The sequence below is a fragment of the Bacteroides sp. AF29-11 genome (assembly GCF_003602895.1).
GTDB classification, from domain to species: Bacteria; Bacteroidota; Bacteroidia; order Bacteroidales; family Bacteroidaceae; genus Bacteroides; species Bacteroides uniformis.
On sequence record NZ_QTLY01000011.1, the window covers coordinates 175,759 to 190,672 of the forward strand.

At 46.2% G+C, this 14,914-nt stretch carries 16 protein-coding genes; 14 read left to right on the forward strand and 2 right to left on the reverse strand.

Features of this window, described 5'->3' with window-relative positions; translation table 11 throughout:
* The first annotated feature begins 2 nt into the window (after positions 1–2).
* Genes DWZ03_RS18455 through DWZ03_RS18470 form a run of 4 tightly spaced genes read left to right on the forward strand, consistent with a single transcriptional unit; the run spans position 3 to position 2,853 of the window.
* Entirely contained in the window at positions 3–488 is a 486-nt protein-coding gene (locus DWZ03_RS18455) for a DUF6452 family protein (protein ID WP_005835917.1), read from the forward strand.
* The gene (locus DWZ03_RS18460) at positions 457–1,224 is read left to right on the forward strand and encodes a DUF6048 family protein (protein WP_008663768.1); all 768 of its coding nucleotides are present in this window, start codon (positions 457–459) and stop codon (positions 1,222–1,224) included. The genes DWZ03_RS18455 and DWZ03_RS18460 overlap by 32 nt, the downstream gene beginning before the upstream one ends.
* A 7-nt stretch (positions 1,225–1,231) precedes the next feature.
* Positions 1,232–1,810: a manganese efflux pump MntP family protein gene (locus tag DWZ03_RS18465; RefSeq protein WP_005826852.1), complete on the forward strand. Its 579-nt coding sequence runs from the start codon at positions 1,232–1,234 to the stop codon at positions 1,808–1,810.
* Positions 1,811–1,836: 26 nt separating this feature from the next.
* A complete protein-coding gene (locus DWZ03_RS18470) occupies positions 1,837–2,853 on the forward strand; it encodes an FAD:protein FMN transferase (protein WP_117749880.1) in 1,017 nt (338 codons plus the stop codon).
* 21 nt (positions 2,854–2,874) lie between these two features.
* Here the strand turns inward: DWZ03_RS18470 and DWZ03_RS18475 are convergent, their stop codons facing one another.
* Positions 2,875–3,243: a DMT family protein gene (locus DWZ03_RS18475; RefSeq protein WP_005826856.1), complete on the reverse strand. Its 369-nt coding sequence runs from the start codon at positions 3,241–3,243 to the stop codon at positions 2,875–2,877.
* Positions 3,244–3,264: 21 nt separating this feature from the next.
* Positions 3,265–4,014, reverse strand: a complete 750-nt coding sequence (locus DWZ03_RS18480; RefSeq protein WP_120130512.1) for an ATP-binding protein — start codon at positions 4,012–4,014, stop codon at positions 3,265–3,267.
* Positions 4,015–4,180: 166 nt separating this feature from the next.
* Between DWZ03_RS18480 and DWZ03_RS18485 the strand changes: the two genes are divergently transcribed.
* The 10 genes from DWZ03_RS18485 (at position 4,181) to DWZ03_RS18530 (ending at position 14,690) form a co-directional block, all read left to right on the forward strand.
* On the forward strand, positions 4,181–5,611 hold the full coding sequence (locus DWZ03_RS18485) for a tetratricopeptide repeat protein (protein WP_120130513.1): 1,431 nt from the start codon (positions 4,181–4,183) through the stop codon (positions 5,609–5,611).
* A gap of 8 nt (positions 5,612–5,619) precedes the next feature.
* A complete protein-coding gene (locus DWZ03_RS18490; protein ID WP_120130514.1) occupies positions 5,620–6,090 on the forward strand; it encodes an NfeD family protein in 471 nt (156 codons plus the stop codon).
* Positions 6,091–6,138: 48 nt separating this feature from the next.
* Positions 6,139–7,140, forward strand: coding sequence for a flotillin-like protein FloA (gene floA / locus DWZ03_RS18495; protein WP_005826863.1), 1,002 nt, complete (start codon positions 6,139–6,141; stop codon positions 7,138–7,140).
* Between the two features lie 94 nt (positions 7,141–7,234).
* Positions 7,235–8,113: a nucleoside phosphorylase gene (locus DWZ03_RS18500; RefSeq protein ID WP_117959063.1), complete on the forward strand. Its 879-nt coding sequence runs from the start codon at positions 7,235–7,237 to the stop codon at positions 8,111–8,113.
* Between the two features lie 281 nt (positions 8,114–8,394).
* On the forward strand, positions 8,395–9,789 hold the full coding sequence (gene mnmE / locus DWZ03_RS18505) for a tRNA uridine-5-carboxymethylaminomethyl(34) synthesis GTPase MnmE (RefSeq protein WP_120130518.1): 1,395 nt from the start codon (positions 8,395–8,397) through the stop codon (positions 9,787–9,789).
* A 267-nt stretch (positions 9,790–10,056) separates the two neighbouring features.
* A complete protein-coding gene (locus DWZ03_RS18510) occupies positions 10,057–10,968 on the forward strand; it encodes a helix-turn-helix domain-containing protein (RefSeq protein ID WP_120027217.1) in 912 nt (303 codons plus the stop codon).
* Positions 10,969–11,055: 87 nt separating this feature from the next.
* Complete coding sequence (locus tag DWZ03_RS18515) at positions 11,056–12,162, forward strand: site-specific integrase (protein WP_087332708.1); 1,107 nt, start codon at positions 11,056–11,058, stop codon at positions 12,160–12,162.
* Positions 12,163–12,235: 73 nt separating this feature from the next.
* Positions 12,236–12,556: a helix-turn-helix domain-containing protein gene (locus tag DWZ03_RS18520; RefSeq protein ID WP_087332709.1), complete on the forward strand. Its 321-nt coding sequence runs from the start codon at positions 12,236–12,238 to the stop codon at positions 12,554–12,556.
* Positions 12,557–12,559: 3 nt separating this feature from the next.
* Positions 12,560–13,825 (forward strand): type II toxin-antitoxin system HipA family toxin, encoded by a 1,266-nt coding sequence (locus DWZ03_RS18525; protein WP_087332710.1) that lies wholly within the window; start codon positions 12,560–12,562, stop codon positions 13,823–13,825.
* A gap of 145 nt (positions 13,826–13,970) precedes the next feature.
* A complete protein-coding gene (locus tag DWZ03_RS18530) occupies positions 13,971–14,690 on the forward strand; it encodes a hypothetical protein (RefSeq protein ID WP_087332711.1) in 720 nt (239 codons plus the stop codon).
* Positions 14,691–14,914 lie beyond the last annotated feature (224 nt).

Here is a 14,914-nt window from a genome sequence, read left to right on the forward strand (position 1 = left end):
CGATGAAAAAATTAGTCAGACTTGTCATACTCGGAGCTATCCTTTGCCCGATAATAAGCATAGCTATCTCCTGCTCGGAGGAGGCAGATTGCTCCATGACGGCACGCCCCATGGTGAATTGCATTCTTTATAGAGTAGACCCCGAAACCCAATACGTGGAGAACGACACGCTCGACTCGCTCACCGTGACAGCATACGGCACCGACTCCATCATCATCAACAACCAGAAGAAGGTACACGACATCTCCCTGCCACTGCGCTATACGGAGGATTCCACCAAGCTGATATTCAAGTACAGCCGGACCAAGAGTGACACGATGGTGATACGCCACACCAACACCCCCTATTTCCTATCAATGGATTGCGGCTATCAGATGAAGCAGGCCATCACAGACGTAACGTGCACCCGCATCTCTCTGGACTCGATATACATCAAAGACAATGAAGCAGGCATCTATGGAAAGGAAAATCTTAAGTTATTCTATTAGTCTGGCACTCTGCCTGCTGATGTTCCTCCCCCTACGGGCGCAGAACGGGAATCCTACCGTCCCCCCCCAGGGAGCACCTCCCAAGAAGGAGAAGAAGGACGCGAAAGAAGAAGTGCACTATCCGTTATACAACGGCATGTCCGTCGGCTTGGACTTGTGGGGAATCGGAAGTTCCGTATTTGGAGGAGATTTTCTGAGTTCCGAAGTGGCCGTGGACGTAAACCTCAAGAATCGCTTCTTCCCTATTGCCGAACTGGGATATGGCTCCACGGACACCTGGAGTGACAAAGGCATACACTACAAAAGCAACGCCCCCTACTTCCGCATAGGAATGGACTATAACACGCTATACAAGAAGCAGCACGGACACATGCTACTCGTAGGCTTGCGTTACGGTGTAAGTAGCTTCAAGTATGATGTAGACGCCTTGGGACTGGACGACCCGATATATGGTGGCATCGTAGGCAATCCGAATCTGGACGACGAGATATGGGGAGGCAGCCTGCCCTATAACCATAAAGGAATGAAAGGCTCCATGCAATGGGCGGAATTTTGTGTCGGTATCCGGGCGCACGTCTGGAAGGCATTGTACATGGGCTGGTCACTACGCTTCAAGTTCAAATTGTCTGCCTCGGCCGATGAATACGGTGACCCGTGGTATGTGCCCGGTTTCGGGAAATATGGCTCCAACACGATGGGAGTAACCTATACGATAACTTATAAACTACCTCTTTAAGCGACTTATGACAGGGTTAGAGATTTGGCTACTGGCCGTAGGACTTGCGATGGATTGTTTCGCCGTTTCTATAGCCAGCGGAATTATATTGAAACGCGCCCGGCTGCGCCCTATGCTGGTGATGGCCATCAGCTTCGGCTTTTTCCAGGCTTTGATGCCTCTGCTGGGATGGATAGGCGCCAGTTTTTTCAGCCACCTGATAGAAAGTATTGACCATTGGATTGCATTCGGTATCCTTGCCTTCCTGGGCGGACGCATGATAATGGAATCCTTCAAGGACGAAGATTGCAAGCACGAGTATGACCCTACCAGCCTGAAGGTGGTGCTCGCTCTGGCCGTGGCAACCAGCATCGATGCATTGGCGGTAGGTGTTTCGTTTGCATTCCTCGGTATCAAGCAATTCTCGGCTATTCTTTCCCCCATCGGCATTATCGGTTTTGTATCATTCGCCTTGTCGATGGTCGGCCTGATGTTCGGCATCCGTTTCGGATGTGGCATAGCCCGCAGACTGCGCGCCGAACTTTGGGGAGGGATTATCCTCGTCATCATCGGTACCAAGATATTGGTAGAGCATCTCTTCTTTTAATTAAAAAGTAAAAACTCAGATAGGATATGGAAAAGAAAGTACAACGGAATTTTTTATGGATTGCCCTACTGGTACTGGGAACCATCTGGATACTTGCCCGCCACAACCAAGTCACTCCTTATCAGACGGATAACGGACTGATATTCGGTACGGTATATAAAGTGACTTATCAATGTGACCAAAATCTGAAGGCGGAGATAGAAGCGGAACTCAAACGTTTCGACGGTTCCTTGTCCCCTTTCAATGACACGGCGACCATTACGCGCATCAACCGCAACGAGGACATTGTGCCCGACACATTCTTTACCAACGTCTTCCGACGTAGCATGGAAATCTCCCGGGAGACCGATGGTGCCTTCGATATCACCGTTGCCCCTCTTGCCAATGCCTGGGGATTTGGCTTCAAGAAGGGTAACTTCCCCGACTCTGCCATGATAGACAGCCTGCTGGAGATGACAGGATACGAAAAAGTAAAATTGTCCGATGAAGGGAAAGTGGTGAAAACAGACTCGCGTATAATGCTCTCGTGCAGCGCTGTGGCAAAAGGATATGCAGTAGATGTCATAGCCCAACTTCTGAAGAAGAAAGGTATCCGCAACTTCATGGTCGATATAGGCGGAGAAGTAGTTGTTCACGGGCAAAACCCTCAAAATGGACTTTGGCGCATCGGTTTGAACAAGCCGATAGACGACTCACTGGCAGTGAACCAAGAATTGCAAGCAGTGCTGCAAGTCACAGATTTAGGCATGGCTACATCGGGCAATTATCGCAACTACTACTATAAAGACGGAAAGAAATATGCGCATACCATCGACCCGCGTACCGGCTATCCGGTACAGCACAGCATCTTGTCCGCCACCGTCATCGCCAAAGATTGCATGAGTGCAGACGCCTATGCCACGGCATTCATGGTGATGGGGCTGGAAGAAGCAGAACGCGTGGCGGATGCACATCCGGATATCGACGCCTGTTTCATTTATACGGATGAAGAAGGAAAGCTTCAAACGTTCTTAACAAAAGGAATGGAGAAGTATATGAAATAATGTGCAAATGCGATTAACCCATCATTTATAAAATACAAAATATACCGCCAGTACCAGACATACAAAAGCGGCAAAATGATTCCAATGCAGCGTTTCCCCCTTGAAAAGAACCGTTGTAAACACCGTAAAGATTATCAAAGTGATTACTTCCTGAATCACTTTGAGTTGCATCAATGAGAACGGGCCTCCATTGCCTAAAAAGCCTATCCGATTGGCCGGAACCTGACAAGAATACTCAGCCAGAGCTATTACCCAAGAAAACAGCACCACGGCATACAACGGCCAGTTGGAGATGACTTTTGTCTCTTGTAGCTTCAGATGCCCATACCAGGCAAACGTCATGAAAATATTAGATACAATCAATAGCAAAATGGTATAAAATGCTTTCATATAGTGATTAATGATTAGTGATTAATGATTAATGATTGCAGGCAGCAATTCCTCTTGCACATTCGTCATACTCCCCCATAGACTATAGCGTGCCTCAGGATTCATTTCCTCCAACTGTTTCAGAATGCCTTTCATTGTACTACGGCTGGATTGTGACTCATACGGACAATTCTTCACCTGCTTACGATACCCCCTCACTTGCGCCAACTCCATCAAATCCGCCTCATGTACCAGACACATCGGACGGATAATCGTCATATCAAACTTCTTCATTACCAGCCGAGGAGGCATGGAGCTGAACGCTCCCTGATAGGTGATATTCATCAGCAAGGTCTCCAGAATATCATCCATGTGATGGCCTAACGCGATTTTATTGCATCCCTGCTCCTTGGCTACGGTAAACAATGCCTTCCGTCTATTCCAAGAGCAAAGAAAACAAGGAGACTTGCGGGTATCTGTCGTGGCATCAAACTCCGTTTCAAAGAGAACAAAAGGCACTCCCCACGACTCTACGTACTCCCTCAGATAGTCCACATCACTTTGATAAGGTATATTCTTCATCACTACATGTACGGCGACAACGGAAAAACGGGGTTTATAGACACGGGCACGCCGTGCCAACAATTCCACCAGCGCCAAAGAGTCCTTGCCTCCCGAAAGCCCGATGAGAATCTTATCGCCGTCCTCTATCAGCCCATATTCCACCACACCTTTGCTAAACCGCTTGTCTATGCGGCGCAACATCTTTTCTTCTTCAGTAAATCGTGCCATTGATACGAGTTATGAGTTATAAGTTATGAATTATAGCTCTTCCGGTTGCAAAAGTAAGGCAAAAGAACGATTTAAAGAAGAATTAACAAAATAGAATTACGGAAACCAGCTTTATTCACGATAAATTTGTATTTTTGACCTTCTGAACAAATCAGCATGTATCAATATGAATAAAAAATATATCCTTTTCTTTCTATTCGGCCTTTTGAGCATAACAATTTCCGCACAAAGCCTGGCAGAAGCCAAAGCCTTGTACGAGAAGGGAGAATACGAAGAAGCCAAGCCCGCCTTCAAAAAACTCGTCAAGACACAATCTGGCAATGGAAATTACAACCTATGGTACGGTGTATGTTGCCTGGAAACCGGCGAACCCGCAGAAGCCTTGAAACACCTGGAAAGCGCCGTCAAGAGACGCGTCCCCAGCGGGCAACTCTATTTGGCCCGGGCATACAATGATTTATATCGGTTCGAAGAAGCCATCGAGACTTATGAGACCTACATTTCCGACCTGAGAAAGAGAAAACGCTCCACCGAAGAGGCCGAACAATTATTGGAAAAAAGCAAATCCAACTTGCGCATGCTGAAAGGTGTGGAAGAGGTCTGCTTCATCGACAGCTTTGTGGTAGACAAGGAAAAATTCCTGGATGCATACAAAATCAGCCCCGAATCGGGCAAGCTGTTCATGTACGACACCTACTTCAATGATTCCGGTAAGGAAGGCGGAACGGTATACGAAACGGAGCTGGGCAATAAACTATATTATAGCGAAATGCAACCGGACAGCACCCTCAGTATCCTTTCGCGCAACAAGTTGCTGGACAAATGGAGTGATGGCAGCTTGTTGCCCGGAAGCATCAATGAGGCCATGAATGCAGACTATCCCTATGTACTTACGGACGGTATCACTATCTACTATGCTTCGGATGGCCCTGGCTCGATGGGAGGATATGACATTTTCGTCACCCGTTACAATACGAATACCGACTCCTATCTGATGCCGGAAAATGTGGGCATGCCGTTCAATTCGCCCTACAACGACTATATGTACGTCATTGACGAATTCAACGACTTGGGATGGTTTGCCTCCGACCGCTACCAGCCCGAAGGCAAAGTGTGCATCTATGTATTCATTCCCAACTCATCCAAGCAAGTGTACAACTACGAAGGGATGGACCCGGACAAGATGATATCATTGGCGCAACTTCACTCTATCAAGGACACATGGACGGACACCGATGCGGTAAAGGCCGCCCGAGAAAGGCTTCGGACCGCTGCCAACGCAAAGCCGCGGACCACTAAGAAGCACGATTTCCAATTCGTCATTGATGACCACTCCACCTATTACCAGCTGGACGATTTCCGTTCCCCGCAGGCCAAAGCCTTGTATGGCAAATACAATCAGCTGGAGCAGAGCCACAAACAACTGCAGGAGAAACTGGAAGATATGCGTTCGGAATACTCCCGAGCCAACAAGCAGGAAAAGGACAAGATGTCCGCCGCCATCCTCGACCTGGAGCAACGTGTACGGCAATTGTCCACTGAGATGGAGCAAACTGCCATTCAAGTGCGCAACCTGGAAAAACAAGCCACCAAATAAAGACAACTATGGATATACTCATTATCGCCTCATTGATTATAGGAGCAGTAATCTTGTTCTTAGTGGAATTATTCGTAATTCCGGGCATCAGCGTTGCCGGTTTTCTGGCAGGAGGTTGCATCATCTTTGCCAACTACTATGCCTTTGCCTATATGGGCACCACGGCAGGTGTCATTACGCTTATCATATCTGCCCTGGCTTGTATCGGCTCGTTGGTATGGTTCATGCGCTCCAAGACACTCGACAAAATTGCATTGAAAAAAAACATCACCTCCAAAGTAGACCGTAGTGCCGAGGAAAAAGTCAAGGTAGGCGATATAGGCGTAACCACTACCCGCCTGGCTCTTATCGGCTATGCCGAAATCAACGGAGACATCGTGGAAGTGAAGTCATCAGATGGCTTCATGAACGAAAAGACTCCGATTATCGTAGAGCGTATTGCCGACGGAGTCCTCTTAGTGGAACGGCTCAAGCAGTGAAATTTCAGAAATCAACCTATTTATAACTAACAATTAATATTTAATCTCATGGATCCAAGCACAATGTATTTAACCGCCTTCCTCATTATAGGAGGCATTATCTTCCTGGTACTTTTCTTCCATTATGTACCGTTCTTCTTGTGGCTGTCCGCCAAAGTATCGGGAGTAAACATCTCGCTGGTACAACTTTTCCTGATGCGCATCCGTAATGTTCCTCCTTATATCATTGTGCCCGGCATGATTGAAGCTCATAAAGCAGGATTGCAAAACATCACGCGCGACGAACTGGAAGCGCACTACCTTGCCGGAGGTCACGTAGAGCGGGTGGTACACGCACTGGTATCCGCCTCTAAAGCCAATATCGAGCTGCCGTTCCAGATGGCAACCGCCATCGACCTTGCCGGCCGTGACGTGTTCGAAGCCGTACAGATGTCCGTTAACCCCAAAGTAATCGATACCCCTCCCGTGACGGCTGTTGCCAAAGACGGTATCCAGTTGATTGCCAAGGCCCGTGTAACGGTGCGCGCCAATATCCGCCAATTGGTGGGAGGTGCCGGAGAAGACACGATTCTGGCCCGTGTAGGCGAAGGTATTGTCTCCTCCATCGGTTCGTCAGAGAATCATAAATCGGTATTGGAGAATCCAGATTCTATCTCCAAACTGGTATTGCGCAAGGGGTTGGATGCAGGAACAGCATTCGAAATTCTGTCCATTGACATTGCTGATATTGACATAGGTAAGAATATCGGTGCCGCCCTGCAGATAGACCAAGCCAATGCCGACAAGAACATTGCTCAAGCCAAGGCAGAGGAACGCCGCGCCATGGCCGTAGCCACAGAGCAGGAAATGAAGGCAAAGGCCCAGGAAGCCCGTGCCAAAGTTATCGAGGCAGAAGCGGAAGTACCCAAGGCCATGGCCGAAGCATTCCGCAACGGCAATCTGGGTATCATGGACTATTACCGGATGAAGAATATAGAAGCCGACACTTCCATGCGCGAAAACATTGCCAAACCGACGACGGGCAATACCAGCCAGCCGTTGAGCAAATAACTCGAAAAGTAACTGACAGAAACGCCGGAACCGGTGAACAAGAATCGGTTCCCGGCGTTTCTATTTATAAACAAAAGATTAAAAGCTCAATCAAATGAAAAAATATTTCGCCTCTTCCGAACTGATCATCAATGAAGACGGTTCTGTATTTCATCTTCACGTAAAGCCCGAATGGCTGGCAGACAAAGTCATCTTGGTAGGTGACCCCGGACGGGTGGCACTGGTTGCCTCCCATTTCGAGAACAAGGAATGTGAAGTGGAAAGCCGCGAGTTCAAGACTATCACCGGTACTTACCAGGGGAAACGTATTACGGTGGTTTCCACCGGTATCGGATGTGACAACATCGATATCGTGATGAACGAACTGGATGCCCTGGCAAACATCGACTTCGAGACGCGCGAAGAAAAGCCCCGCCTACGTAGCCTTGAGCTGGTACGTATCGGCACCTGCGGCGGCTTGCAACCCTACACTCCGGTGGGTACATTTGTATGTTCTGAAAAATCCATCGGTTTCGACGGTCTGCTCAACTTCTATGCCGGACGCAACTCCGTGTGCGACCTACCCATGGAGCGTGCCTTCCTCAACCATATGGGATGGTCCGGCAACATGTGTGCCCCTGCCCCCTACGTCATTGATGCAAGCACTGAACTGATAGACCGCATCGCACAAAACGACATGGTACGTGGCGTAACGATTGCCGCCGGGGGCTTCTTCGGACCTCAAGGACGCGAGTTACGCGTGCCGCTTGCCGACCCGCATCAGAACGAGAAGATTGAAAAATTTGAATACAACGGCTACCATATCACCAACTTCGAGATGGAAAGTTCTGCCTTGGCAGGCTTGAGCCGTCTGATGGGACACAAGGCCATGACGGTATGCATGGTCATTGCCAACCGCCTGATAAAAGAAGCGAACACGGGATACAAAAATACGATAGATACTCTTATCAAAACAGTACTCGACCGTATCTAAGTATCCTTCAAGAAATGCTCCTCCCTTTCCTTCAGCCAATCCTAGGAGTAAGGTTTAGTAATGACTTCATCACATCCTGCCTGACGTGCCCGTTGCTGGTCTGTATAGTGTAGCAATGTCCTGCTATACCCACAATGGGCACAGAGGCGGATTAGGCTTTATAAGCATCTATCCATTATCGATTTGCACAAAGTTACGATAAAAGCCCATAAGTTGAATCACCATCTCTCTTTTTTGTAAAGAAACCATTATCTTTGCTGAATAAAAATAAGCCGGATAAAATGAACCAAGATACCATTTGTGCCATAGCCACCGCCCAAGGGGGAGCCATAGGATGCATCCGTGTCTCCGGACCGGATGCCATAGAGATAACATCCCGCATATTTACCCCTGCCCGGAAGGGGAAGAAGCTGAAGGATGCCAAGCCATACACACTTACCTTCGGTCATATCCATGAAGAAGAAAACATCATAGACGAAGTACTTGTAAGCTTATTCCGTGCCCCCCACTCGTACACGGGCGAGGATAGCACGGAAATCATGTGCCACGGTTCGAGCTATATTCTTCAGAAGGTGTTGCAACTGCTCATCGGTAATGGTTGCCGCCTGGCCGCTCCCGGTGAGTACACGCAACGGGCCTTCTTGGGTGGCAAAATGGACCTAAGCCAGGCCGAAGCCGTGGCCGACCTCATCGCCTCCACCTCTGCCGCCACTCACCGCCTCGCCATGAGCCAAATGCGCGGTGGGTTCAGTAAAGAGCTGGCCTCACTACGCGACCAATTGCTGCACTTCACATCACTCATAGAACTGGAGCTGGACTTCAGCGACCACGAAGAACTGGAATTTGCCGACCGCTCCGAGCTATGTCTCCTAGCAGACGGCATAGAGCAGGTAATTTCCCGTTTAGTACAATCCTTCAGTGTAGGCAATGCCATCAAGAACGGCGTGCCCGTAGCCATCATCGGCGAAACGAACGCTGGTAAATCCACCCTGTTGAATGCACTACTAAACGAGGAACGAGCCATTGTAAGCGACATACACGGGACAACCCGCGATGTGATAGAAGACACAGTCAATCTTGGCGGGATAACTTTCCGATTTATTGATACGGCAGGCATACGCGAAACGAACGACACCATCGAGAACCTAGGAATTGAGCGAACCTTCCAGAAATTGGAGCAGGCGGAAATCGTGCTCTGGATAGTTGATGCCACGAATGCCGTCTCACGGATACCACAACTAACTACCCAGATACTTCCCCGTTGCGAAGGGAAACGGCTCATTCTCGTATTCAACAAGACCGATCTGGTGCAAGATGCCTCAACCATCCCCAACTCCAGTTTCACCGTGGCCGCTACTAATGTGCAATGCATCTCCATCTCTGCCAAAGGACGTACCAACCTCGACAAGCTTCAGCAAATGCTAATCTCTGCCGCTAACCTGCCCACGGTTACCCAAAACGATGTCATTGTCACGAATATACGCCACTACGAGGCTTTGACCCATGCCTTGGAAGCCATCCACCGGGTCCAACAAGGACTAGCAGAAAATCTATCCGGAGATTTTGTTTCACAAGATATCCGCGAATGCATTTTCCATCTAAGCGATATTGCAGGGGAAGTTACGAACGATATGGTACTTGGGAATATTTTCGAACATTTTTGCGTCGGGAAATAGGTAGCGATTACCAACGATTAGCATAGATTACTATTGATTAATAAGGCGTTGAAATTCAACGCCTTTCTTTTTGCTCGTATGGACGATGGTTATCGTTTATACTTGTTTTTTAGCTCATTTTTGTACCGTATTTGGGTCTCGGAGGTTTGCAACTGAAAACCGATTGGAAAGGTCGTAGATAGAGTTTACAATGGTTGACAACAGTTTACGATGGTTGACATAAATTGGGAGAAATAAAGCGAAGTAAACATTAAAAAATGAGCAAAAATGGCAAGTAGTAGCATCAGAATCAAAAAGGTATGCGAGTGGTGCGGAGAAGTTTTCTATGCACAGAAGACAACAACTCGATACTGTTCACATCGTTGCAATAGCAGGGCTTATAAAGAAGATGCACGCAACAAACGCATTCAGAGAACTGAAACAGAAACAGAGGTACTTATCCGCCAACAACCCATACAGGCTGTAAAGGATAAGGAGTTTCTATCTTTTGCAGAGGTAGGTATCCTGCTCGGCATAACAAGGCAAGCTGTCTATAAGATGGTTACTCAGGGACATTTGAAAGCATCAAAGATTAGTAGTAGGCTCTCTTTTATCAAGAGAAGTGATATTGAGAATATGCTTGAGAATAAACCCTATGAAAAACAGCAAAACAAAGAAGCCGTCCCTATCACCGAGTTCTACACCACAGCCGAAGTCAAAGAGAAATACAATGTAGTCGATTCGTGGATATTCGTTGTCGCCAAGAAACACAATATTCCCCGGACCTTCAATCGTGGTAAAACTTATTGGAGCAAAAAGCATATCGACAATTATTTCTCGAAGAAAGCCGCTAACCCGGAAATCACTGAGTGGTACACCGTGCAGGAAATTCAGGAGAAGTTTAATATGACTTTGGCAGCCATCTATGTGCTTGCCTCGAAGAATGCTATTCCCAAAAAGAAAGAAGGTGTCATGGTTAGCTACTCCAAAAAACATTTCGACATAGCCAAAGGCATAGTCCAAGCTGACGAACCACAATATTATACGGTAGCAGAAGCAATGGCAAAGTTCAATCTCACACGAGATCAACTCTATCATTACGCCAAATACCACAACATTCCCAGAGTGAAAGTTGGCAAATACGTTAAGATCTCCCGACCGGAGCTTGACCATCTTTTGGGTGGTCCCAAAATAGAGTAAGTTATTCTGTGGTGATAGGAGTCACCATCCTATCACCACTTTTCTTTGCATTCAAAAAACAAGTATAAACATTTTAATAACAATTGTATGACGCACACATGTACCAAAGTTACCGTTCGCCAAAGAGCTATTCGTAACGACAAAATCTCTCTCTACCTTGATTATTATCCAGCCGTTCGCCATCCTGAAACCATGATTATGAGCCGTCGGGAGTATCTAGGTATCTACATCTACGCCCACCCAAAGAACGAGATGGAGCGTGAGTTCAACAATGATATGCTGAACAAAGCCGAAGCCATCCGCTGCATCCGGGTACAATCACTAATCAATGAGGAATTCGGTTTCTTAGACAAGCACAAAATGAAAGCCGATTTCCTTGCCTACTTCGCCAAAATGATGCGCACCAAAGATCAGAAATGGAAAGTAGTCTACGCCCATTTCTCAAACTTCGTACAGGGTAAATGTACCTTTGGTGAAGTGAATGTCGATCTTTGTAAACGATTCCGGGCTTACCTATTGAATGCTAAGCAACTCAAACACACCGAACATAAAGTATCGCTCAATTCGGCAGCAGGCTACTACTCCACGTTCAGAGGTCTGCTGAAAATCGCCTATCGTGATAAACTACTCCGTGAGAACATCAACGACTTCTTAGAGAAGATCGAATATGAGGACGTAAAGAAAGAGTATCTGACATTAGACGAGGTGAAGCAATTAGCTGCTACGCCTTGTGATATCCCCGTTCTCAAAGCTGCTTCTCTGTTCTCCTGCTTGACAGGGCTTCGTATCAGCGACATAATGAACCTGCAATGGTCGGACTTTGGCATCGCTCCCGATCAAGGCTACTGCATTCGCATCCGTACCCAGAAGACCAAAACAGAGGCCACGCTCCCCATCAGCCATGAAGCTTTTGAACTTTGCGGAGAAGTGAGAACAGGCAAAGTATTTAAAGGACTCAGTCGAAGCATGATAAATTATCCTCTGAAAAATTGGCTTAAGAAAGCTAAGATACAGAAGCACATTACGTTCCATTGCTTTCGGCACTCGTATGCAACCCTCCAAATTGCCGCTGGTACAGATATTTACACGGTCAGCAAGATGCTCACTCACCGCAATGTGTCAACAACACAAATATATGCGGAGCTGGTGAGCGAAAAGAAACGTGAGTCGGCAAATAAGATTTCTTTGAAATAAAATATATTTCATCAACATATCATATAATGAACAAATAGCATTATATTTGCATATTATATGATATGTTACAACTATGGCAAAGAATACAATGGGCACTAAGTTGCCTCGAAAACTAGAGCAAAAAATGGAGATTGTAGGTGAGCAGATTAAGTTAGCACGCCTACGTCGCAATTTGAGTGTGGCACAGGTGGCTGAACGAGCTACCTGCTCTCCCCTCACGGTATCACGCATCGAAAAGGGTGTATCTACCGTTGCCATAGGTATCTATCTTCGTGTGCTTTATGCTCTTCAACTGGATGAAGATATTCTCTGGCTTGCCAGAGAGGACAAACTAGGGAAATCACTGCAAGATTTGGCACTAAAAAGTCGTGAGCGTGCATCTAAAAAGGAATAAACAATGAAAAAACTATTGGTATATGCTGATTTTGATTGGCTAAAAGAGATTGAACTCATTGGAGAGCTAAGCTATGAATCCCTTCGTGGTTCAGACAGTTTCGCCTTTCAGTTTAATGATGAATGGCTGAAGCGATATGGCAACTTATATATTAGCGCAGACCTGAATAATTACAAAGGACTGCAATACACACAACCGGAGAAAGATATTTTCGGATGCTTCTCCGATGCCTTACCCGATCGATGGGGACGTACGCTGCTCAACCGCAGAGAACAAATTTTGGCTACCGAAGAGAAACGTCCTGTCCGTCGGTTATCTTCATTTGATTATCTGTTGGGGATTGATGATTCATCTCGCATGGGTGGATTTCGCTTCAAAGAGACACCCGATGGAGACTTTATCAACTCAAGCAACACCCTACGCATCCCACCATTAACCAGTATCCGTGAGTTGATTCATGCCAGTGGAGAAATTGAAAAAAGCGAAGAAGAAAACAAACTACCCGATAAAAAGTGGCTCACTCAATTAGTACAACCCGGCTCTTCATTGGGTGGAGCCAGGCCGAAAGCCAGCGTAATTGATACGGACAAAGTACTGTATGTTGCCAAATTCCCCTCTCGCAAAGATGATTACAACACAGGGCTTTGGGAACACTTCTGCCACCTACTGGCAACGAAAGCAGGAATCAATGCGGCTTCTACGCAAGTAATTTCAACAAGCGATAAGTATCACACACTCTTATCACGTCGTTTTGACAGAACCGACGACGGCAGACGAATACATTTTGCTTCTGCGATGACGTTGCTCGGATTCTCGGATGGAGCAAACGCAAGCACCGGAAATGGGTACTTGGATATTGTAGACTTCATACTTCAAAATTGTACGGAGGTAAACAAGAATCTTCAAGAGCTATACCGTCGTGTAGCTTTTAATATTTGCATCGGCAACTCCGACGACCACTTCCGCAACCACGGGTTTCTACTCACGACTAAAGGTTGGACGCTGTCTCCGGCTTACGATATGAATCCAACACTAAATGAATATCAGAGCCTACTTATTTCCAACTCTTCCAGCAAAGCAGACTTAGCAATTCTATTAGATGCTTGTGAATACTATCTACTACCTCAAGACGTAGCCACAAAGATTATCTCAGAGGTAGTAGCAGCCGTAAAAGACTGGAAAGCATTGGCAACTAAATTAGGAATAGCGAACAGCGAAATGGAATTATTCGGGAATACCTTTAATGGTAGAATTAAAGAATACATCTAATTCTCTGGCAAAACAGATAGCCATTTACCTTATAGGGGAGACAAACGCAGCCATATCAACGCCAAATGCGGACAATTGCACAAACATTTTGGAATCAATAAGTTATTAGTATATATTTGCGCACAAATGATAACTATTGATTAATATGACAGCTAAGAAAATCGACTACATTATTATATATTCTTTCTTATGTGCATCAATATTGAGTATTGCTGTGCTAGCCCGTATGTTTGCAGTAACAGAACTCAAAATGGATGAGTTCTCAGGTCTTATGGTCTTTTTCGTGACTTGCCTTTTGCTTGGTGGCTTCTATTTTAGTTTCCAATCCATATTGAACGATTGTCTTTTGCCTGTAGTAGAGCGAATTTTCAGAAAGAAACATTCACAATTAGAGCCTGAAATTGTAATAGAACCGCTTGTGGAAGCTCCACAAGAACAAGAGCAGAATGAGCCTACCGTGCTTTACTACGGAGAATATAAACAAGCCGCGCAACATAAATTTGCGCAAGAGCAGGCACAAACTTTGGAACGGGTGCTCTCCTATACAGGGCAAGAGATGGCATTATATATGAGCGAGAAGGATTTGCAAGAGCTTTGCGAGCATATCCGCTTTTTCCAATCCGCTACAGAACAGGATTGCGAACAGATAAAAACGCCCGTTACCGTTGATGCCAAACTAAAATCCATTGACCTGATGCACTTTGGTTGGAATATCGGAAACCAATTTAAGAAATCGGGTATTGAGACAGCAACTTTCATCAAGCACGTTTTCGCCAAAGATCTACATGATAGCGTAATTTCCACCATCAAGCGGAAACTCAGAGTCGAAGGCACTTGCATTATTAAAATCAAAGAGGAGCTATAAATTATATTTCTTAGTCTATATCAAGCGATCACTTTTGCGTGGTCGCTTTTTTTATGCCGTAACCTGCTGGCATATAGCAACAATCACCACTGATAAGTTATTATCCAGTTATAGCTTGGTGACTAATTTCACCGTAAAATCACCTGTTTTCTTTGCACACGAACTATTAAAATCAAGAGTTTATGTAGCTAACACTTGAAAAGGGACCCGGGTAGCATTTGAAA